Origin of the sequence: Bradyrhizobium sp. YCK136 (assembly GCF_044570075.1) — a bacterium.
Lineage (GTDB): Bacteria > Pseudomonadota > Alphaproteobacteria > Rhizobiales > Xanthobacteraceae > Bradyrhizobium > Bradyrhizobium diazoefficiens.
In genome coordinates, this window is sequence record NZ_CP172424.1 from 4,838,679 (window position 1) to 4,859,766 (window position 21,088).

20 protein-coding genes, 1 tRNA gene and 1 pseudogene are annotated in these 21,088 nt (G+C 64.7%); 15 read left to right on the forward strand and 7 right to left on the reverse strand.

Features of this window, described 5'->3' with window-relative positions; translation table 11 throughout:
• Positions 1-35 precede the first annotated feature (35 nt).
• From ACFLEY_RS23710 to ACFLEY_RS23735, 6 genes are all read left to right on the forward strand, one after another.
• Positions 36-359, forward strand: coding sequence for a hypothetical protein (locus tag ACFLEY_RS23710; protein ID WP_060912228.1), 324 nt, complete (start codon positions 36-38; stop codon positions 357-359).
• Positions 360-684: 325 nt separating this feature from the next.
• Positions 685-1,428, forward strand: a complete 744-nt coding sequence (locus ACFLEY_RS23715; RefSeq protein ID WP_060912229.1) for a hypothetical protein — start codon at positions 685-687, stop codon at positions 1,426-1,428.
• A gap of 826 nt (positions 1,429-2,254) precedes the next feature.
• Positions 2,255-2,413, forward strand: a complete 159-nt coding sequence (locus ACFLEY_RS23720; RefSeq protein WP_171901098.1) for a hypothetical protein — start codon at positions 2,255-2,257, stop codon at positions 2,411-2,413.
• 281 nt (positions 2,414-2,694) lie between these two features.
• Positions 2,695-2,784, forward strand: a tRNA-Ser gene (locus ACFLEY_RS23725).
• Positions 2,785-2,818: 34 nt separating this feature from the next.
• Positions 2,819-3,562, forward strand: coding sequence for a DUF2786 domain-containing protein (locus tag ACFLEY_RS23730; protein ID WP_060912231.1), 744 nt, complete (start codon positions 2,819-2,821; stop codon positions 3,560-3,562).
• 329 nt (positions 3,563-3,891) lie between these two features.
• Positions 3,892-4,083, forward strand: coding sequence for a hypothetical protein (locus ACFLEY_RS23735; RefSeq protein WP_028174031.1), 192 nt, complete (start codon positions 3,892-3,894; stop codon positions 4,081-4,083).
• Between the two features lie 56 nt (positions 4,084-4,139).
• On the opposite strand, the gene ACFLEY_RS23740 is transcribed toward ACFLEY_RS23735, so the two are convergent.
• The gene (locus tag ACFLEY_RS23740; RefSeq protein WP_060912232.1) at positions 4,140-4,364 is read right to left on the reverse strand and encodes a hypothetical protein; all 225 of its coding nucleotides are present in this window, start codon (positions 4,362-4,364) and stop codon (positions 4,140-4,142) included.
• A 252-nt stretch (positions 4,365-4,616) separates the two neighbouring features.
• On the opposite strand from ACFLEY_RS23740, the gene ACFLEY_RS23745 reads away from it, so the two are divergent.
• Complete coding sequence (locus tag ACFLEY_RS23745; RefSeq protein ID WP_060913097.1) at positions 4,617-4,934, forward strand: DUF1476 domain-containing protein; 318 nt, start codon at positions 4,617-4,619, stop codon at positions 4,932-4,934.
• A gap of 117 nt (positions 4,935-5,051) precedes the next feature.
• On the opposite strand, the gene ACFLEY_RS23750 is transcribed toward ACFLEY_RS23745, so the two are convergent.
• Positions 5,052-5,633 carry a TIGR00645 family protein gene (locus ACFLEY_RS23750; RefSeq protein WP_011087294.1) on the reverse strand — a complete coding sequence of 194 codons (582 nt, stop codon included), beginning with the start codon at positions 5,631-5,633 and terminating at the stop codon, positions 5,052-5,054.
• Positions 5,634-5,847: 214 nt separating this feature from the next.
• Here ACFLEY_RS23750 and ACFLEY_RS23755 point away from each other — a divergent pair, with 214 nt between their 5' ends.
• On the forward strand, positions 5,848-6,081 hold the full coding sequence (locus ACFLEY_RS23755) for a hypothetical protein (protein ID WP_249163034.1): 234 nt from the start codon (positions 5,848-5,850) through the stop codon (positions 6,079-6,081).
• 33 nt (positions 6,082-6,114) lie between these two features.
• Here ACFLEY_RS23755 and ACFLEY_RS23760 read toward each other — a convergent pair whose 3' ends face one another.
• The gene (locus ACFLEY_RS23760; protein WP_256380384.1) at positions 6,115-6,243 is read right to left on the reverse strand and encodes a hypothetical protein; all 129 of its coding nucleotides are present in this window, start codon (positions 6,241-6,243) and stop codon (positions 6,115-6,117) included.
• Between the two features lie 801 nt (positions 6,244-7,044).
• Between ACFLEY_RS23760 and ACFLEY_RS23765 the strand changes: the two genes are divergently transcribed.
• Entirely contained in the window at positions 7,045-7,980 is a 936-nt protein-coding gene (locus ACFLEY_RS23765; protein ID WP_060912234.1) for a septal ring lytic transglycosylase RlpA family protein, read from the forward strand.
• A gap of 138 nt (positions 7,981-8,118) precedes the next feature.
• On the opposite strand, the pseudogene ACFLEY_RS23770 reads toward ACFLEY_RS23765, so the two are convergent.
• Positions 8,119-9,074, reverse strand: a pseudogene (locus ACFLEY_RS23770) (alpha/beta fold hydrolase).
• A 152-nt stretch (positions 9,075-9,226) separates the two neighbouring features.
• Between ACFLEY_RS23770 and ACFLEY_RS23775 the strand changes: the two are divergent.
• The 6 genes from ACFLEY_RS23775 to ACFLEY_RS23800 all read left to right on the forward strand — a co-directional run bounded on the left by ACFLEY_RS23775 (position 9,227) and on the right by ACFLEY_RS23800 (position 15,907).
• A complete protein-coding gene (locus ACFLEY_RS23775; protein ID WP_060912235.1) occupies positions 9,227-10,489 on the forward strand; it encodes a D-alanyl-D-alanine carboxypeptidase family protein in 1,263 nt (420 codons plus the stop codon).
• A 2-nt stretch (positions 10,490-10,491) separates the two neighbouring features.
• Positions 10,492-11,178: a dTMP kinase gene (tmk, locus tag ACFLEY_RS23780; protein WP_028174037.1), complete on the forward strand. Its 687-nt coding sequence runs from the start codon at positions 10,492-10,494 to the stop codon at positions 11,176-11,178.
• Positions 11,175-12,221: a DNA polymerase III subunit delta' gene (locus ACFLEY_RS23785; protein WP_060912236.1), complete on the forward strand. Its 1,047-nt coding sequence runs from the start codon at positions 11,175-11,177 to the stop codon at positions 12,219-12,221. Before tmk ends, ACFLEY_RS23785 begins: the two co-directional genes overlap by 4 nt.
• 109 nt (positions 12,222-12,330) lie before the next feature.
• The gene (metG, locus tag ACFLEY_RS23790; protein ID WP_097532087.1) at positions 12,331-14,307 is read left to right on the forward strand and encodes a methionine--tRNA ligase; all 1,977 of its coding nucleotides are present in this window, start codon (positions 12,331-12,333) and stop codon (positions 14,305-14,307) included.
• A 12-nt stretch (positions 14,308-14,319) separates the two neighbouring features.
• Positions 14,320-15,096, forward strand: coding sequence for a TatD family hydrolase (locus ACFLEY_RS23795; RefSeq protein ID WP_060912238.1), 777 nt, complete (start codon positions 14,320-14,322; stop codon positions 15,094-15,096).
• A gap of 13 nt (positions 15,097-15,109) precedes the next feature.
• The gene (locus ACFLEY_RS23800; protein ID WP_060912239.1) at positions 15,110-15,907 is read left to right on the forward strand and encodes an MBL fold metallo-hydrolase; all 798 of its coding nucleotides are present in this window, start codon (positions 15,110-15,112) and stop codon (positions 15,905-15,907) included.
• 29 nt (positions 15,908-15,936) lie between these two features.
• Here ACFLEY_RS23800 and ACFLEY_RS23805 read toward each other — a convergent pair whose 3' ends face one another.
• The 3 genes from ACFLEY_RS23805 to ACFLEY_RS23815 are packed head-to-tail and all read right to left on the reverse strand — an operon-like array spanning position 15,937 to position 20,534.
• Complete coding sequence (locus ACFLEY_RS23805) at positions 15,937-17,598, reverse strand: acyl-CoA synthetase (protein WP_060913098.1); 1,662 nt, start codon at positions 17,596-17,598, stop codon at positions 15,937-15,939.
• Positions 17,599-17,618: 20 nt separating this feature from the next.
• Positions 17,619-19,508, reverse strand: a complete 1,890-nt coding sequence (locus ACFLEY_RS23810) for a TRAP transporter large permease subunit (protein WP_211433387.1) — start codon at positions 19,506-19,508, stop codon at positions 17,619-17,621.
• 15 nt (positions 19,509-19,523) lie between these two features.
• Positions 19,524-20,534: a TRAP transporter substrate-binding protein gene (locus ACFLEY_RS23815; protein WP_060912240.1), complete on the reverse strand. Its 1,011-nt coding sequence runs from the start codon at positions 20,532-20,534 to the stop codon at positions 19,524-19,526.
• Between the last annotated feature and the right edge of the window lie 554 nt (positions 20,535-21,088).

The following is a 21,088-nucleotide window of genomic DNA, read 5'->3' on the forward strand; positions in this document are numbered from 1 at the left end:
CTGTTGTTTTCTCGACCGCCGTCGCCGCGATTTCCATGACGGGCGCGGCCTCCGCCGGTTGCTACAATTGCTACGCGCCGCCGCCGTGCCAGACCTGCTATCAGCAGCAATACGTGCAGCCGCAATACCGCACCGTCGATGAGACCGTGATGGTGTCGCCGGGCGCCACGGTCGCGCACCGCACGCCGGCGCAGTACCGCACCGTGATGGTGCCGCAGACCGTGATGGTCGCGCCGCCCGGCGTCCAGTACGAGCGCATCCCGCCGCAATACGCGACGCGCCAGCGCGTCGAGATGGTCTCGCCCGGATATTCCTATTACGCCCCGGTGCAGATGGGCTGCGCGTCCTGCGGCTACTGAGCCGAGGCGGCGAGAACGTTTGGCGCGGCGTTCCCATCGGGCGCCGCGTTTTCTTTTGCGCATCAGCAAACGAGGCCCGGACATGGAGGCTACTCCAACCGGGCCTCGCAACCAGCGACGTCCTGGGAGATGTCGCCAGTGTCCGGGATTGCTGAGGAATACAGCCTAAGGGAATAGGCTGACGCTCGCCTGACAGACCGCCGGATATAATCTTGCCCATTCGTTTCCGTGCTGCGCGGAACGAGCTTTCGATGAGAAGGGGGCCATGACAGAAGCTGGATGCGCCTGACCGCCCCTGCCATGGTCGGCGATCGCGAGAGGAAGCATGGCGGACATATTTTGCAGTGACGACGCACTTGCCTACGAGCGCAGCCGGACGCGTTTCGCTCCCGGTCAAGGCATGATGCTCGACGATCCCTACCGTTTGGCGCATCTGCCTTTGGTCGCCCCTCACGATCCTCGCGTGATCGCAGCGAAGGATGGCACCTCCTACGACATGGGACGTCACCCGACGGCTTACTCGGTGGTGCTGCCCGTCTCAGCCGATGCACTCGAAGCCTCCCCGGCTTTTCAGGCGCTCGATGCGGAACTGCGGAGGGCTCGCTTTGCTCGCAAGGTGGCATGGCACGTGATGGACAGGCGGCGGGAGCGCCTGCATGCAACCATCTGCGGTGGCCTCGGCTCCGAGCCGCCGGCCATCGAACCTGCCTGTCACGTGGCTCTGGCCGGGCTCGGCCCCATCAGGGTCGAGGTCCGAGGGCTGTTCTCCGGAAATGTGAACCGGGGACGTCTCTATCTGCGGGTCTACCCCGAGCAGCGCGATGGCGTGAATCTCTTCCATACCGTCCAGCGCGTGCTCGGTCGCCCGACAACGGACCTCTACGTGGTCGGACTCTGGAATCTGATGGACGATCTCGATTCTGACGAGGCCGCAATCCTGGCGGCGATGATCGAGCGCTGGTGGTCACGCACGTTGCTGCGGGTCGAGGCGGACGAACTTTGGTTGCTCGGCGCACGCGATGACCTCGTGCTGGATGCAGAGATCAGCGCGCGCCTGCGGCTGCGTTGAGGTGCCGTTCGACCGGCGGAAGCAATCGGTCGGTCCGGGCGGCCTCTGATTTCGCCGTGGAGCCGGAGAAGGACGGAATGCCTCGGTACTGGCGGAAGAGGGGTGTCCTGTCAACCTTGCTGATATTGCGCGCCTTTTCCGGATGCGTCGCGTGCGATCTACGGCCCTAACCACGGTCCTTTTGGCAGCCTCTCGACCGTAGTCTTCAGCCAGTTCAAGCAGGGCAATGGCCTCGCCTGGCACCCTGCTCGCTTCCGCCATACCGCGGCACAGCCGCTCCATGCGCGCGAGTTCGTCGATGTAGTGCTGATGCTGCCCATGCGGCCGATCAGACGCCCGCCGGCTGGGAGGATCGGTGCCTCTAGGCCAGTGTAGATTAGGCTGAGCGCGCGGGATACCATCACCGGTCGTTCTTCGATGAATCCGATCTGATCGCCCTCGCTAAGTCGGAGGCGTCCGAACGGATCTAGGACGGCCGAGATCGTGAATGCGAGAAGAAGCCCGAAAGCCATACTCACAGCGCCAAACGCGATATAGCGGCGCCAGCTTATGCCGCCTAGCAACCTTAACAAGGCAATGACCCCCGACTGCAATCAGGGGTGACTACTCGTAAAAGTTGCTTCTGTCCATAACACTTTGGCCGCAGTTGCGCGAGCACATGCGAGCCGCGCGTCCTTGAGCGAGATGTCCTTAAAGGGACCCAGGCGGGGCCAGCGACTCGCAAGGGAGCTTGAACCACTTTCCACACCCACGACTCGCAGTTAGTTCGCCGGCGTTCCGGAGCCCAAGGGATTGATAATTTGACTCTGGCCCGCGCCGCGGTTCGATGGTGGGGGAAGGCGGCGGCCCGCTCCTGGTCGCCCGTAGCGTCCGGTACGAGCACATCCCGCCGCAATACGCTGCGCGTCGGCGCGTCGAGATGGTCTCGCCTGGCTATTCCTATTACGCCCCGGTGCAGATGGGCTGCGCGTCCTGCGGCTACTGAGCCAAGGCAGCGACGAACAATTCCATGCGGCGCTTCTCACGGGGCGCCGTTTTGCTTTGGGGGCAGCAAACGAGGCCCGGAAACGGAAGCGACTCCAAACCGGGCCTCGCAACCAGCGACGCCCTGGGAGATGTCGCCAGTGTCCGGGATTGCTGAGAAACCCAGGCTAAGGGAACAGGCTGACGCTCGCCTGACAGATCAGGGCGGCCGAGGGGGACGAGGGGCCAACTTCGCGTTGCCTTGCGCCGTCGACTACGTTAAGCGACAGCCATTCCGGGTTTGGAAGGGTGGCCGAGTGGTTTAAGGCACCGGTCTTGAAAACCGGCGTGCCTGCAAGGGTACCGTGGGTTCGAATCCCACCCCTTCCGCCATACGATCGGTCGGGCTTTCCCGGGCAGGTAATCGGTGAACCAGACGTCCAATCCGGCCGCGCTCGACAAGCTCAAGCTTCGCATCCAGGCGTTGCGCGCCAAGACGATCGCCAATGGCTGCAGCGAGGAAGAGGCGCTGTCGGCCGCCGCCAAGGTCGCCGAGCTGCTGGATCGCCACGATTTGTCGCTCTCCGACGTCGACCTGCGGGCGTCGCCGTGCGAACGGAGGGTCTTTGAGACCCATCGCAAGAAGCGAATTCCTCTGGACGATTGCATCGGCGCGATCGCTCATTTCTGCGATTGTCGGGTCTGGCGCGAGAAGAATGCGGCCGGCGAGAGCAGCTATGTGTTCTTTGGTCTCGGCGCGGATGTCGAGGTCGCGCATTATCTGGCGGAATTGATCGACGGCGCCGTGCGCGCCGAGCTTGGTCGCTTCAAGACCTCGGTCGACTACAGCAGGTTCCGGCACCAGGAGCGGCATCTGGCCAATGCCTCCTTCGCGCTCGGCATGGTGGCGTCAATCGCGGACAGGCTGCAGGCGATCAAGGCCGGTCGCGATCAGGTCAACGAAAGCACCGGTCGCGGGCTGGTCGTGCTCAAGACCTCGGTGGTCGATGCGGAATTCGACAAGCTCGACCTCAAGCTCCGGACCCAGCGCAGCACCGGCCGGATGGTGTCGATGGCGGCCTATGAAGCCGGCGGCGCCGCGGGCGGGTCGCTGGCCATCAATCCCGGCCTTGGCGAGTCGCAGTCACGGACCGCTCCCAAAGGAAGCTGAACGCATCGGGGCAAGGGACGATGCGCCGATGTATTTCGGAATAATAGCAGTATACTCCTGTTTTGCCCGACGTGCCAAAGGGCCTTGCGGGGGTGGGACGCCCAAGCTGTTGATCCCAAACGCATGTGCATGGGGTTGTTTTCGAAAATTCCAGCGGGCCGCGCCGAAATGCCCGCTCGTCGGCGTCAAGCCGGCGCGCGCAAAGAAATAGGTCGAGCCGGCTCTCGATGGCGCCTTTAACTATCTGATATTTCGTTTCTTTATTCGGTTGCGGCAGGGCTTCCGGTTCGGTTCGGGGAACTCTTTCGCTGCGTCCGCGTTGTCTTGCCATGACCGAAGATCTTTCCTTCCGACGCAAACCCTTGACCCCCGAACAGCGTCAGGCGCGCGATGCGGCACGCCGGATCGAGGCTGAAAAGGCCATGCGCGACCACGAGGAGGCGCAGAAGCAGTTCTACGCCAACAAGGAACGGTTGCGGGCCGAGCGGCTCGCACGCGAAGCAGCGACGGCAAAGGACTGACCGAACGCGGTCGCCGCGCCAGAACCTCCCGGATGGATATTTCAGCCGGGCCGGACCTAGTGCCGTTGCGGCGTGCGCGTCGTGCTGAAGGCGAGCTTGAGCGCCTGGACGGCGCCTGCCAATGCCCCGCGGGGCGATTGGGCCTCGATCGCTTCGGCTGCGATGCGGCAATCGTCGGCGACCTTGAGCAGTCCGTGTCGTGCAAGGTCCATGGTGGAGAGGGCGGCCTGCTCCAGGCAGACCCGTTCAAGCCGTCGAAACTCCCGCAGCTCTCTGTTCATGCGTCAGCTCTCGATGTCCCCGGGCTATGCGGCGCTGAGTCCATTTAACAAAGAGTAAACGCTTTCCCGTAGCTGGTCTGGCTGGCGCGGAGCTGGCGGCTGCCGTGATGGCCGGGCCTGCCGCAAGCGGCGGGCTTGACGGCGTTTGGCTTCCGCCGGAAGATTCAAATGATCCTCAACTGACGTGAAAGACGGAGACGTTCGCTCCCAGCCAGTCCGATCCGCAGCAGCGAAAACGAAATGGAGCTGACCATGACCACGTTCGACAAGCGCGAGCAGGGCTTTGAAGCCAAATTCGCCCACGACGAGGAGCTCATATTCAAGGCCACGGCCCGGTCGAACAAGTTGCTCGGGCTCTGGGCCGCCGGCCAGCTCGGGCTCAGCGGCGATGCCGCCAAGAGCTATTCCACGGCGCTGGCGACGGACCATCTGGAGAGCCAGACGATGGACGAGGTCCTGGACAAGGTGTCAGGCGATCTCGCCGCCAAGGGGGTGGCGCGCGAGCAGGTCGCCGCGAAGTTCCAGGAATGCCTGCATCAGGCCATTCAACAACTCGAAGCCAAAGAGTAAGCGCCGCGCAGTTAGGCGCTCACAGCACCATGTGGGCGATCTCGATGGGCTCGCCGCCGAGGCCGTGAGAGAACTGCCCTCTGCCAGGCGGTGGGACGCAAGGTGAGCGGGCTGGTCCTACTCGGCATGCTTGTTGCGCATTCCGGAATCGCTGAGCTTGTCGACGTAGGCGATGCCTAGCGCCGAGACGATGAAGGTGATGTGGATCAGCACCTGCCACATCACGCCAGTCTCGGTGAAGCCGGCGCGGTTCGAGCCGAGATTGCCGGCCTCGATGAAGGTGCGCAGCAGCGCGATCGAGGAGATGCCGATGATGGCCATGGCAAGCTTGATCTTCAGCACGCTCGCATTGACGTGGCCGAGCCATTCCGGCTCGTCGGGATGGCCCTGGAGATCGAGCCGCGAAACGAACGTCTCGTAGCCGCCGACGATGACCATCACCAGCAGATTGGAGATCATCACGACGTCGATCAGCGCCAGCACGCTCATCATGATCTGCTGTTCGGTGAGATCGAGGGCGTGCCAGGACAGATGCCAGAGCTCCTTGAGGAACAGCGCGATGTAGACGCATTGCGCCACGATCAGTCCGAGATAGAGCGGCAGTTGCAGCCAGCGCGAGCCGAAGATGATCATCGGCAGCAGGCCGAGGCGCGGCGAGGGCGGGCGGGCCTCGGTCGTGGGGGCAGGCTCAACCGACATTCAGGCAGCATCCTCGCATCGAGATGATTTGGCTTTCATGTAGCCCGGCAAGATGGCCGGCGGAAGACGCGCGGTGCGCTCGCAGCCTTCCGGGGATCGTGCCGTTTCGTGCTACCGTGCCGGGCGGCCGTCGCGCGACGGCCTGGATTGCGGGAGGCGGGACGTGCGGAGCGGCTTTGGCAGTGGGTCCGGGAGGATCGCGCTCGTTGCGGCGATGATGATGCTTGGCGCCGGCGAGGTGTCGGCTACGCCGTTGACGCCGTTTCGCTACGAGGCGCAAGCGCAGCGCCATTGTCCGCATGACAAGGTGGTCTGGCTGGATTTCAGGAAGGGCGTCTACTACGCCAGGGGCCAGAAGCGATATGGCCAGAGTTTTGACGGCAGCTTCGTTTGCCTCGGCGAGGCCCGCGACGGCTTCTATCGTCGCTCGCTGCTTGGCCTGCGCTGAGCGGCGCGCGACGGAGAGCGAAAACGATCCGACCTATTTCCGGTCGGGCAGCTTCACCGGGATATGCGGGGAGGTGCTGATGACCCTGGGACTTCCGTCGGGATAGGTCCGGCCGCCGCGGATCAGCGACTCCAGGACCAGGAAGAATTTCTCGGCAAGCATTGCGTCACCTTCGTTGGTGATGGCCTCTTGAAATGAGTCGAGGCGCCGAACGCGGAAATTCAATCAACTAAACGGGAGCGGGACAATTCCGGGACAAACACCCGTGTTGCGGGGCCGTACGGTCGTGGTCGGAAACACCGGGAAAGGGGGGCTGTGATCAGCCGAAGGCCAACGCCACCAGGCTCGAGCACAACAGCACCAGACCGCCTGCGGTCAATGCCAGGAAGCCATCGGATACGAGGTCATGGTTACGCATTGGACACCTGCCGCTCTCGTCTGCGATGATCGATCGGATCACTTGAAATTGCCCGAACGTGCCGTCTTGAAAGAGGTGATGCTTGCCGCCCGCGCGAGTGCCTCAGGCCCTCGTACGGTAACCTTCAAACGCATGGGCCAGGAAGATCCCCGCGCTTACCAGACCCATCAGTGCCGAAACCGTCTCGATCATCGTTAAATTCCAAATCCCGCCCTTGCATGCGAGAGAACGCGTGCGGCCTTGCACAGTCAAAAGAATTCCAGTGAGTGGCGCGACAATGGGGGTGGAGTGAGGATTTGGCGCAACAGAATGTCCAGGAGTGGCACAGAGCAGGTGCCTGTGCTCCGTAGATGAACGGGGGAAAGCGAACGCGCCGTTTACCATCTCCGCGCGATCGCCGCGGGCTCCCCATTTCCGCCGTGTTCGGGTTGCGATATCGTCACGACGTCCGAAGCGGTGGTGGGCCGCCTCGGAGCAAAGGACCGGACAGCGCTCCCCGTCGAAGCGGGGTGGGTACGCCTCCGGCGAAATGGTATTTGGGGCGAATGGGGATCCGACGGTCAGATTCGGTATTGCGGGCCGCGCGTGGTGTTGCGGCGGCCGCGACCTGCCTCGCGCTCGCCAATTGCGCGTCCTCCAACAAATTCGCCAGCCGCGTCGACCCGAAATATGGCGTGTCCTCGAGCCCCCGGGTCGTGGCTTTGGGTGATCCGGTCCCCAAGGGCGGCGGCACCTACCGCGTCGGCAAGCCCTACGTCGTCGCCGGCCGGACCTATGTGCCGGAGGAGGACGTCAACTATCGTGCCGAGGGCATGGCGTCCTGGTACGGCGACGATTTCCATGGCCGCCTGACCGCCAATGGCGAGGTGTTCGACATGGCCTCGCTGACGGCGGCGCATCCGACCCTGCCGATGCCGTCCTATGCCCGGGTGACCAACATCTCGAACGGCAAGTCACTGATCGTCCGCGTCAATGACCGCGGTCCCTATCACGGCAACCGGCTCATCGACGTCTCGAACAAAGCCGCCGAACTCCTTGAATTCAAAGGCAATGGCGTCGCCAAGGTCCGCGTCGAATATGTCGGCCGGGCGCCGCTGGAAGGTTCCGACGACCGCCAGCTGATGGCGACCCTGCGCACCGGGATCCCGGCGCCGTCGCCTTCGATGGTCCGGGTCGCCTCGGCAAGGCCATTCGTGCCGGAGCTGCCCTCGTCGAACCGTGGCGCCATCCGCGGCGAGGTTCCGATGCCGGAGGGGCGGCCCTACAGTCTCGGCAATACCTCGGCCGACATGGCCTCACTCAATGCGACCTCGGAAATGTCGGCCTCGAGCCGCAGCCGGGGCCGGCCGCTCCAGAACGCGCGCGCCGTGTCCTATGACGAGGACGGCCGCTACGCCACCGAGAGCGCGCCCTCGGCCGCCTATACCTCCGACGGCGCCGCCGAGGCCCGCAGCATCCTGAGCGGCCGCGGCCTCTACTAAACCCGGACAATCACCGAGCGGTTTTGACGTCGCTGGCTAACGCCTAGAACAGGATTCGCGCCGGTTTTACCTTCGGCGCGGGTTCGCCGAGACGGAGCAGGCGGGCGCCGCTCACATCGCAATGAAGAAGGACATCGGCTAGCGCGCCGACGCTTCGCGCAGGAATTTCACGAGCGCAGCGTTGACCTCGTCGGGCCGCTCCTGCTGCACCCAATGGCCGGCGCCTTCGATGATCAGTTTTCGCGTGAGATTTGGCAGCACGCGCTCGAGTTCGTTGACGCGCTTGGCGCCGATCAGGCCTGTGATGACGGCGTCTTTCGAACCGGCAATGAAGAGGGACGGCTGGTGGATCTGCGCATCCTGCCAGGGCGCCGTCAGCTCCCAGTTGCGGTCGAGGTTGCGATACCAGTTCAGCCCGCCGCGGAAGCCGGATTTGCGGAATGTCTCGGTGAAGTAGGCGAGGTCGGCCTCGCTCAGCCAGTCCGGTAGCGGCTCATCGGCAGTCGCGTGGCCGAGAAAGCCCTTGCCCTCCTGCACGAACATGGCTGCGGAGGGATCGGCGAGGCCGCGTCCGCCGAGCACGATGCGCATGGTGCGGGCGACGTCGCGCTCGAGCTCGACTTCGGCGACGCCGGGCACCTGGAAATACTGCCAGTAGAAGTTGGTCACGCCGCCCTGACGCAGCAGGTCGAGCGGCTTGCCGCGGCCGCGGAATGGCGGCGGCACGCTCAGGCCCGCCACCGCCGTGAAGATGTCGGGGCGGAACAGCGCCGCGTGCCACGCGACCGGCGCCCCCCAATCGTGGCCGACTACCATGGCCTTGCTCTCGCCAAGCGCCTGCACGAGGCCGACGATGTCACCGACCGTGTCGAAGATCGAATAGGCGCTCACGTCGGCCGGCGCCGCGCTCTGGCCGTAGCCGCGCATGTCGGGGCGACGACGTGAAACCCGGCGGCCGCCAGTGCCGGGATCTGGTGGCGCCAGGAGTAGGACAATTCCGGCCAGCCATGGCACAGCACGACCAGCGGTCCCTGGCCGGCCTCGCGGATGAACAGATCGATCCCGTTGGCCTTGATCACGCGGGTGGAAGACATCGCTTTTCCGCCTTGTTTCAGGGGTTTGGTCGAGAAATATGAGGTGCCACGATAGGGGCGTGACGAGAATCGTGCAATCTCGGGTTCCGGCACCTGCCTCATGTTGTTCGCGCCGGTTCCAACTGTTAGAACGCCGCTCTCAGGGCTTGGCCATGGCATTTCGTCTCATTTCGCTCCGTCGCAGCCGCTTCACCTGCGGCATGCTGGTGCGCGCGCTTGTTGCCGGACTGCTGCTCGCGAGCCTCGGCTGGTGCGGCGTGCTCTACGCCGCCAACCAAAGCATCCAGGGCGCCAAGAAGGCGGAAGATACCGGCTTTGACGGCGATGCCCCCACCGCGATCCTGATCGAGGCTTCCAGCGGCAGCGTGCTGTTCGAGAAGAACGCCGACGAGCTGCGCGCGCCGTCCAGCATGATGAAGCTGATGACGGCGGAGGTCGTCTTCAACGCCATCAAGAACGGCGACATCAAGCTCACTGACGAGTACCGGATCAGCGAGAACGCCTGGCGCAAAGGCGGGGCGCCGTCGGGCGGCTCGACCATGTTCGCCGCCATCAACAGCAAGGTCTCGGTCGACGATCTCCTGCATGGCGCGATCATCCAGAGCGGCAACGACGCCTGCATTGCGCTGGCCGAAGCCATGGCGGGCAATGAGCGCATCTTTGCCGCCGACTTCATGACCAAGCGAGCCCGCGAGCTCGGCATGACCAAGTCGACCTTCGGCAACTCCAACGGTCTGCCAGACCCCGGCAACAAGATGACGGTGCGCGAGCTCGGCATCCTCGCCCGCCACATCATCCTGGACTTTCCGGAGTTCTACAAACTGTTCGGCGAGAAAGAGTACACCTGGAACAAGATCCGGCAGCCCAACCGCAATCCGCTGCTCAACTCGATGGAAGGCGCCGACGGCCTCAAGACCGGCTACACCAAAGAGGGCGGCTATGGCATGGTCGGCTCGGCCGTGCAGAATGGCACGCGGCTGATCGTCGTCGTCAACGGGCTGGAAGACCCCGAGGATCGCGCCACGGAAGCCAAGAAGATGCTGGAATGGGGCTTTCGCAATTTCGAGACCCGCACGCTGATCGCGGCCGACCAGCCTGTCGGCTACGCCAAGGTGTTCGGCGGCGAGAGCCGCTCGGTGAAGCTGATCGCCAAGATGCCCGTGAAGGTGATGGTGCACAAGAACGGCAGCGACAAGCTGATCGCGCGCGTCGTCTATAGTGGCCCGGTGCGGGCCCCGGTCGAAGCCGGCCAGAAGGTCGGTGTGGTGAAGGTCTGGCGCAGCGGCAACATCGCGGTGGAGACGCCGGTCTATGCGGCTGAAGCGATCGGCACCGGCTCGACGATGCGCCGCGCCATCGACGGCGCCAGCGAGCTCGTGATCGGCATGTTCCGCGCAGGCGCCGAGAAGCTCTGACCATGAGTGACAGTGCGGTACAGCGGCCGTCCGGACGCGGACGCTTCATCACCTTTGAGGGCGGCGAGGGGACTGGCAAGTCCACCCAGATCAAGAAGCTCGCCGACCGCCTCAAGGCAGCAAGGATGCGCACCCTTGTGACGCGCGAGCCGGGCGGCTCGCCGGGTGCCGAGATCATGCGCCATCTGGTGCTGTCGGGCATGGGCAAGCTGCTCGGCCCCGAAGCCGAGACGCTGCTGTTCGCGGCCGCGCGCGATGACCATGTCCACACCGTGATCGAGCCCGCGCTCAAGCAGGGCATTTGGGTGCTGTGCGACCGCTTCGCCGACTCGACGCGCGCCTATCAGGGCAGCCTCGGCAGCGTTTCTCCCGGTCTGATCAACGCGATGCAGCGCGTTACGATCGGCGATCTCAAGCCGGACCTCACCATCATCCTCGACCTACCGGTCGAGATCGGCCTCCAGCGCGCCGCCGCTCGTCGCGGCAGTGGCACGCCTGACAGGTTCGAGGGCGAGCAGCTCAGCTTCCACCAGGGCCTGCGCGAGGCCTATCGCAAGATCGCCGCGGACGAGCCCGCGCGCTGCGTGTTGATCGACGCCAATTCCGATCCGGATACGGTCGCAGGCCGCGTCTGGAACGCACTGCGCGATCGTCTCCTTCCGACGCCGGCCTCGGTGGTGTCGGTATGAGCCCGCGTCAGGCAGAGCGCGAGAGCGCCATTCCGCATCCGCGCGAGACCAGCCGTCTGTTCGGCCATCGCGAGGCCGAGACGGCGCTGCTGTCGGCCTATCGCAGCGGGCGCATCCCGCATGCCTGGCTGATCGGCGGGCCGCAGGGGATCGGCAAGGCGACGCTGGCCTATCGCATGGCGCGCTTCGTGCTGGCGCACGGCCAGCCGCTGGCGGACGTCGTACAGCGCGCCGAGAGCCTGGCAGTCGACCCTGATGACGCCGTGGCGCGCCAGGTCGCCGCAGAGTCCCATGGCGGGCTGCTGACACTGGAGCGCACGGCGAACGACCGCGGCGTGATGCGCACCGTGATCACCGTGGACGAGACGCGCGAGACGATCTCGTTCTTCGGCTCGACGGCAGCAGCCGAAGGCTGGCGCGTCTGCATCGTCGATACGGTCGACGAGCTCAATCCGAATGCGGCTAACGCGCTTCTGAAGATCTTGGAGGAACCGCCGCAGCAATCGCTGTTCCTGCTGGTGAGCCACGCGCCCGCGCGCGTGCTCGCCACAATTCAGTCACGCTGTCGCAAGCTGCGCCTGCGGCCGCTCGGAACGGACGAGGTGATCAGTGCAGCCGCCGAAGCGGCCGGCCTCGCTCCGACCGACCTGGCGTTGCGCGAGGCGGCGGAGGTTTCGGAGGGCAGCGTCGCGCGGGCGCTGACGCTGCTCGGCGGCGATGCGCTGAAACTCCAGCAGCGCACGGCGGCGCTGCTGGCGCGGTTGCCACAGGTCGATCCGCGCGAATTGCACACGCTCGGCGATTCGCTCGGCACCAGCGACCGCGTCGCGCTTGCGGCCTTCATCGACGGCATCGACCGCTGGATCGCGGAACGGCTGCATGCGGATGAGGCCAATGCCAACCAGAACCTGCCGCGCCTTGCGCGCCTAGCTGAGGTATGGGAAAAGATCGTCCGCGCCGCGCGCGACACCGAAACCTACAATCTGGAGCGAAAGCCCTTGGTTTTCTCGGTGTTCGGCTGGCTGGCGGACGCAACGCGCTAGAGCGTGATCCGGAAAAGTGTGTAGCGGTTTTCCGAGAGGATCATGCTCAAAACAATAACCTAACGCAGGTTCGCTTCCAAATTTTGAGAAGCCGGTAAAGGAATTCGTCGTGGCAACGCGAGCTAAAAAATCCGTCAAGCGCAAGAGCGGCAAGAAAGCTGCGAAGAAGGCCACCAAAAAGGCCGTGAAGGCGCTTGCGCGCAAAGCTGCCAAGAAGGTCAAGAAGACCAAGAAGGCTGCCGCCAAGAAGGGCGTGAAGAAGAGCGCTGCGAAGACGGCAAGGAAGGCCGGCAAGAAGGCTGCGAAGAAGCAGGTCGGCGCCAAGAAGGCGGTGAAGAAAGCGGCCAAACAGCCGGCCAAGTCTCCTACAAAGAAGGCTCCTGCGAAGAAGGCAAAGGTGACTGCGGCTGCCGTGACCGCCGCACCGACGCCTGTCGCCACGCCGCCGAAGGCTGTGAAGCCCAATGTGTCGAAACCCAAGGCGCCCCGCGCGCCGAAGCCGGTTGCGGCTCCGCAAGCCGCCGTGCCCGCAGCGGCCCCCGCGCGCGACAACGTCTTCTACATCACGACCGCGATCGCCTATCCCAACGGCAACCCGCATATCGGCCACGCCTATGAGGCGATCGCCACCGACACGCTGGCACGCTTTGCGCGGCTCGACGGCAAGGACGTGTTCTTCCTGACCGGCACCGACGAGCACGGCCTGAAGATGATTCAGACCGCGCAGAACGAGGGCCTGACCCCGTCCGCGCTCGCGGCCCGTAACGCGGCCCGCTTCAAGGCGATGGACGAGCGGCTCAACGTGTCGTTCGACCGTTTCATCCGCACCACCGAAGAGCAGCACCACCGCTCCACCCAGGAGATCTGGCGGCGCATGGAAGCGAACGGCGACATCTATGCCGACACCTATGCGGGCTGGTACTCGGTGCGCGACGAAGCCTACTACGCCGAAGACGAGACGCGCCTGAACGACGACGGCGTGCGCCTCGGGCCGCAAGGCACGCCGGTCGAATGGGTCGAGGAGAAGAGCTACTTCTTCCGCCTGTCCGCCTATCAGGAGAAGCTGCTCAAGCTGTACACCGATAATCCCGATTTCATCGGCCCGGACTCGCGCCGCAACGAGGTGGTGAGCTTCGTCAAGGGCGGACTGCGCGATCTCTCGATCTCGCGCACCACCTTCGACTGGGGCGTCAAGGTGCCCGGCGACGAAGAGCACGTGATGTATGTCTGGGTCGACGCGCTCACCAACTACATCACCGGGGTAGGCTTCCCCGACGAAAGCGACAAGAACTGGCGCTACTGGCCGGCCGATGTGCACATCATCGGCAAGGACATCATCCGCTTCCATGCGGTGTACTGGCCGGCGTTCCTGATGTCGGCCGGCATTCCCGTGCAGAAGCGGGTCTATGCCCACGGCTTCCTGTTTAACAGGGGCGAGAAGATGTCGAAGTCGGTCGGCAATGTCGTCGATCCCTTCAACCTCGCCGACCAGTATGGCGTCGACCAGATGCGCTATTTCTTCCTGCGCGAGGTGCCGTTCGGCCAGGATGGCAACTACAACCACGAGGCCATCGTCGCGCGCATCAATGCCGATCTCGCCAACGATCTCGGCAACCTTGCACAGCGCTCGCTGTCTATGATCGCCAAGCAACTCGGCGGCGTGCTGCCGGAGCCGGGTGAGTTCAGCGACAACGACAAGGCCATCCTGGCGATGGCCGACGGCATGATCGCAGCAAGCCGCGAGGCGATGGCGACGCAGCAGATCCATCACTGGCTCAACGCCGTATGGGCCGTGGTCGCGGAAGCCAACCGCTATTTCGCGGGCGAGGCGCCGTGGGCGCTCGCCAAGACCGATCCTGCCAGGCAGAAGACGGTGCTCTATGTCACCGCCGAGGTCGTGCGCCAGATTGCGATCCTGGCCCAGCCGGCGATGCCGACCGCCTCGGGATTGCTGCTCGATAGCCTCGGTGTCCCCGGGGGCGAGCGCAATTTTGCGGCGCTCGGCGGCGCCAAGCGCATCGCGCCCGGCTCGACGCTGCCCGCGCCGACGCCGGCCTTCCCGCGCTACATCGAGCCGGCGGCCTAAGGCGTTCGCGCGATGCTTGTCGACAGTCATTGCCACCTGGATTTTCCCGATTTTGCGGAAGATCTCGACGGGATCGTGTCACGTGCGCGAGCGGCCGGCATCGGCCGCATGGTCACGATCTCGACGCGGGTGCGAAAGTTGAACCAGCTTCTGGCCATCGCCGAGCGCTACGACGACGTCTACTGCTCGGTCGGCACCCATCCGCACAACGCGGACGAGGAGGACGGCATCTCGCCGGACGAGCTGATCGCGTTGACGCGGCATCCCAAGGTCGTGGCGCTCGGCGAGGCCGGGCTCGACTATTTCTACGACAACGGCTCGCCGGAAGCGCAGGCGAGGGGCTTTCGCGCCCACATCGCGGCCGCGCGCGCGACCGGCCTGCCGCTGGTGATCCACACCCGCGAGGCGGACGAGGATTGCGGCCGCATCCTGGAAGAGGAGGTAGCACGCGGATCGTTTCGCGCCGTGCTGCATTGCTACACCGGCGGGCGCGAGCTGGCGCTGAAGGCGGTATCGCTCGGCCTGTACATCGGCTTCACGGGCATCCTGACCTTCAAGAAGTCGGAGGCGCTGCGCGCGCTCGCGGCCGAGTTGCCGGCTGACCGTATTCTGGTTGAAACAGACTCGCCCTACCTTGCGCCCGGCAAGTTCCGGGGCAAGCGCAACGAGCCGGCCTATGTGGTCGAGGTCGCAAAAGTGCTGGCTGAAGCGCGTGGCGTGTCGTTTGATGAGATCTCGCGCCAGACCACCGAAAACTTCTTCCGCCTGTTCTCCAAGGTGACAGCTTGATTCCGGGAGCCGCATGACGCTGACGCTGACGATCCTGGGCTGCGGCTCCTCCGCCGGCGTGCCGCGCCCGGCGCTCGGCTGGGGCGCCTGCGACCCGAGCAATCCGAAGAACCGCCGCCGCCGCTGCTCGCTGCTGGTCGAACGGACGTCCGAGCACGGCACCACGCGGATCGTGATCGACACCTCGCCGGACCTGCGCGAGCAATTGCTCTCGACCAATGTCGACCACATCGACGCGGTGTTCCTGACCCACGAGCATGCCGACCAGACCCACGGCATGGACGACCTGCGCTCGGTCGTCATGCACATGCGCCGGCGTATCCCGACCTACTTCAACCAGTCGACCGCCAAGGACATCCTGTCGCGGTTCTCCTATTGCTTCATCGCGCCGGAGGGCAGCGACTACCCGCCGATCCTGACGCGGCATTCGATCGAGGCGGGCGAAAACCAGACCATTCTGGGGAAGGGCGGCGCCGTGACGATGACGGCCTTCCTGGTGCAGCACGGCAACATTCCCGCGCTCGGCTATCGCATCGGGGACGCCGCCTACACGCCCGACCTCAACGACATCCCGCGCGAGAGCTGGGGCGCGCTGGAAAACCTCGACCTCTGGATTGTCGACGGGCTGCGCTACACCAGCCATGTCAGCCATTTCAGCATCAATGACGCGCTGTCCTGGATCGAACGTTTCAAGCCGAAGCGCGCGGTCATCACCAACATGACGGCCGACGTCGATTACGAAGTCATCCGGCAGTCGCTGCCACCGGGCGTGGTGCCGGCATATGACGGCCTGCGGCTGGAGACACACTGAGCGCAGCAGCCTTGAAACGGGAGATCAGCTCAGGCGGTTATTGCCTTCGCCGATCCCACCTCGTTGCGCAGCAGGAATTTCTGGATCTTGCCCGTGGACGTCTTCGGGATCGGCCCGAACACGATTGCCTTCGGCGTCTTGAAGCCGCTCATGTGCGAACGGCAGAAGGCGATGATCTCGGCCTCGGTCGCGCTGGCGCCGTCCTTCAGCTCGACGAAGGCGCACGGCACTTCGCCCCATTTCGGATCGGGCTTGGCGACCACGGCGGCGAACAGCACCGCCGGGTGCTTGTAGAGGATGTCCTCGACTTCGACCGAGGAAATGTTCTCGCCGCCCGAGATGATGATGTCCTTGGAGCGGTCCTTGATGATGACGTAGCCGTGCTCGTCGAGCACGCCGAGATCGCCGGTGTGAAACCAGCCGCCCTCGAAGGCCTCCTTCGTCGCCTTCTCGTTCTTGAGGTAACCCTTCATGACGATGTTGCCGCGGAACATGACCTCGCCGATGGTCTCGCCGTCGCGCGGCACCTCCTGCATGGTCTGCGGGTTGATGACGGTGACGCCTTCCTCGAGCGGGTAGGGCACGCCCTGCCGGCGCTTCATCCGCGCACGTTCGGCCGGCGGAAGCTCGTCCCAGCCGGGCTGCTCGGCGCAGACGGAGGCGGGGCCGTAGACCTCGGTCAGGCCATAGACGTGGGTGAGCTTGATGCCGATGTTTTCCGCGCCTTCCAGCACCGCAACCGGAGGCGCGGCGCCGGCGATCAGGCCGACGACGCGGCGGGCGGCATTACCCGTTGGCGTTTCCTTGGGCGCGTCGGGGGCGTTGATCAGCGTGTTGTAGACGATCGGCGCGCCGCACATGTGGGTGACGCCGTGCTGCTTGATCAACTCGAAGATCTTGGTCGGCTCGACCTTGCGCAGGCAGACGTTGATGCCGGCCGAGGCCGCGATGGTCCAGGGGAAGCACCAGCCGTTGCAATGGAACATCGGCAGCGTCCAGAGATAGACCGGATGCTGGCCGAGATTGCCGGCAAGGATGTTGCTGACGGCGTTGAGATAAGCGCCGCGATGATGCGTGACGACGCCCTTGGGATTACCGGTCGTGCCCGAGGTGTAGCTCAGCGCGATCGCGTCCCATTCGTCCTTGGGCGGGATCGCGGTGAAATCAGGATCGCCCTGCGCGACCGCGGCCTCATATTCGATCTCGCCGATGCGCATTCCCCCCTTGAAGGCGGCATCGTCGACGTCGATCACGAACGGCTTCGGTCCGCTCATCTGCGCCAGCGCGTCGGTGATGACGCTAGAGAACTCGGGATCGACCAGGATGATCCTGGCCCCGCCATGATCGAGCTGAAACGCGATCGATGGTGCATCGAGGCGGATGTTGAGCGCATTGAGCACAGCGCCGGTCATCGGCACCGCGAAGTGTACCTCGTTCATCGCCGGGATGTTCGGCAGCATCGCCGCCACGGTGTCGCCGACGCCGATGCCCTTGCCGGCGAGATACGACGCAAAGCGCCGGCAGCGCTCATAGGTCTGCGCCCAAGTGAAGCTGCGGCCTTCATAGACCGTGCTGACGTGATCGGGATAGACCGCGGCGCTGCGCGCGAGAAAGCTCAGCGGGCTCAGCGGCACGTAGTTGGCGGGCGTCTTGTCGAGGCCGATATTGTACGGGTTCTGCCGTTCGCTCATCGACACCTCCTCAAAGCGCTTCAAAGAAATCCGATCGAGATCCAGGGGAAGATCGCGACGATGATCAGCCCCACCAGCAGCGCCAGCAGATAGCCCCAGATCGGCCTGATGCCTTCGGCCGGGTCAACGCGTCCGATTGCGCAGGCGGCATAATAGCCGACGCCGAAGGGCGGGGCGAATAACCCGATACCCATGGCCAGAATGATCACCATCGCATAGTGCACCTCGTGCACGCCGACGGCGCGGGCGATCGGGAACAGCAGCGGTCCGAACAGCACGATCGCCGGGATGCCCTCCAGCACGCTGCCGAGGATGGTGAAGGCCAGGATGGACACGGCGATGAAGGTCGCCGCTCCCCCCGGCAATCCCGTCATGGCCGCCGCCAGCGAGCGCGAGAAGCCTGACTGCGTCAGGCCCCAGGCCATGCCGGTGGCCGTGCCGATGATCAGGAGGATCGCGCCCGACAGCGCCGCGGTCTCGACCAGCATCGGAAACAGCCGCCGCCAGTCGAAGCGGCGATAGACCAGGAGGCCGACCAGGGCGCCATAGACGATACCGATGGTGGAGACTTCGGTGGCGGTGGCGATGCCCTCGACCACGGCGTAGCGGATCACGAAGGGCAGCGCGAGCGCGGGCAGGGCGACGATGAAGGTCCTGCCGATCTCGCCCCCCGTGGCACGGCGGACATGGCTCATGTCCTCGTGTCGGTAGCGCCACCACACCAGCATGCAGAGCGTGATCGCGAGCACGACGCCGGGCAGCAGGCCGCCGGTGAACAGCGCCGCGATCGAGACGCCGGTGACCGAGCCGATCGTGATCAGCACGAGGCTCGGCGGAATGGTCTCGGTCTGGGCCCCCGTCGCCGCTAGCAGCGCGACGAGATCGCCGGGGCGGGCGCCGCGCTGCTTCATCTCCGGGAACAGCACGGGCGCGACCGCGGCCATGTCGGCGGCCTTGGCGCCGGAGATGCCGGAGACCAGGTACATGGCGCCGACCAGCACGTAATGCAGGCCGCCGCGGACATGTCCCAGCAGGCTCGCCAGGAACGCCACCATGGCCCGCGCCATGCCGGTCATTTCGATCAGGAGCCCAAGGAACACGAACAGCGGCACCGAGAGCAGGATGAGATGGCTCATACCCTCGTCCATCCGCCCGATCAGCACCATGACGGGCGTGCGCGTGGTCAGCGCCAGATAGCCGAAGATCGCGAGGCCAAAGCCGAACGCAATGGGAACGCCGGCAAAGACGCAGAATCCGGCGACGCCGACGAAGAAGATGACAAGGTTGAGATTGCCGAGCGGCCGCAGATATGGCTGCGCCAGCCAGAACAGGCCGACGATGACGGCAACGGAGATCACGGCCGTCAGCACTATGCGGACATCGGCGGCGCGCAGCAGCCGCAGCAGCGCGAACGCCGCCATCAGGCAGATGCCGGCCGGCAGCGCGGCGGCCCGCCAGATGTTCGGGATCTGGAGCGCCGGCGTGGTGATGAAGCTTTCCTCGTAGGCGTAGTCCCAGGACGGCCAGACGATCAGCGCCAGAAACGCCAGCGCCGCGCAGGTCGCGACCAGGTCGAGATAGGCCCGCATCGCGGGTCCGGCGCTTGCGACCACGGCGGTCATGCGCATGTGCTCGGAGCGGCGGAATGCGACCGCCGCGCCCAGCATGGCCAGCCACAGGAACAGGATCGAGGCGAGCTCGTCCGACCAGATCAGCGGCCGGTGCAGGCCGTAGCGCGCGACCACGCCGGCAAACAGGATCGCGATCTCGGCGACGACCAGGGTCGCCGCGGGGATTTCGACGGCGAGGCCGAGGAGGCGTTCGAGGGAAGCCAGCAACGAAGGTCGGCGAGGGGACTGAACAGCCACCTCGCCCGCCGCTTCGGTCACCTCAACCTCGACATGAGCCATGACGGCCCCAACGCGTTACGAGAGCTTGCCGACGGCCTTCTCCAAGAGGTCCCAGGCCTGATCGCCATATTTGCCCTTCCACTCGGCATAGAAGCCGGCGGTCCGCAGCTTGTCGCGGAACGGCGCGACCGCGGGCTGGTTGAAGGTCAGGCCCTTGGCCGCGAGCTCCTGCTGGAGATTGGCATTCAGCTTGGCGGTATCCTCACGCTCCTTGACCGCGGCGGCGTTGATGTTCTTGGCGACGATCGTGCGGACGTCCTCCGGCAGCGCGCTCCAGGCGCGGCGGTTGGCCAGGAACCAGAAGCCGTCCCACATGTGGTTGGTCAGCGAGCAGTATTTCTGCACCTCGTAGAGCTTGGCGGTCGAGATGATCGCCAGCGGATTCTCCTGGCCCTCGACGATCTTGGTCTGGAGTGCGGAATAGACCTCGCTGAAATTGATCGAGGCGGGCGCTGCATCGAACGCCTTGAACATCGAGGTCCACAGCGGCGACACCGGCACGCGGATCTTGAAGCCCTTGAGGTCGTCGGGACCGGTGATAGGCCTGGTCGACGACGTAGTCTGGCGGAAGCCGTTGTCCCAGATCTTGTCCATGACCTCGAGGCCGGCCTTCTTGATCTCGCCGCGGACATGGGCGCCGAGATCGCCGTCCATGGCCTTCCAGACCGTGTCGTAGTCCGGGAACGCGAAGCCGATGCCGTTGATGGACGCGGCCGGAACCAGGGTCGACAGGATCAGGCCCGACAGCGTGAAGAACTCGACGCCGCCGGAGCGGATCTGGCTCAGCATGTCGGTGTCGGAGCCGAGCTGGTTGTTCGGGAAGATCTGAAGGTCGAACTTGCCGTTCGTCTCGCTCTTGATCGCCGCCGCCATCTCCCTGGCGCGCACGTTCAGCGGATGGGTGTCCGGCAGGTTATTGGCGTATTTGTAGCTGAACTCGGCGCTCTGGGCGCGGGCCACGTGGGGCGCGCTGAGGCCGCACCACGTCACCGCAATATCGGTTTCGGCCCATGGAGCCGGATTCAAAAAGCGAAAAACAACCCCATGCACAGTAGCCGTCAAGAGTTGGAACGACGTTTCGAGGGCCGAGCCGAAAGTCGCGCCGGAGCGAAGCCGGGATGGCAGGAATTCCGTCTAAATATTTGATCTGATTGTATATAAATATATTCCATAATATACCTTATGCGAATCATGGATATGGTCGTGCAGGTCAGGCCAGCTGCGTATTGCAGCGGAAAATGAGTCCATTGCAGATGAAAATGAGTCCCTCTCCGCCGCCGAGAGAGCGAGCACCGCGCCGCTAATGGGGCTCCTCCGACGGAGGCGGCGCGGCGTAATAGGCCGTCAGCTTGAGGTGCCGCTGAGGTTCCTGGGCCGGTATGGCGCGGTCTCGTAGTAGTGCTGCACGCCAGCTTCCGCTGCGAACCGTTTGAGGTCTCCCGCAGGCCTTCAGCCCATTTGAACCGACCGCCGAACCATCCAGGCTACTTCGCCCTCTGTGAAAAGACGATGCAAGCGTTCGATAGACGCCTTTGCAGTTCATGGCTATCGCGGCATTCCGAATGTTAAGCTCAAGCCTT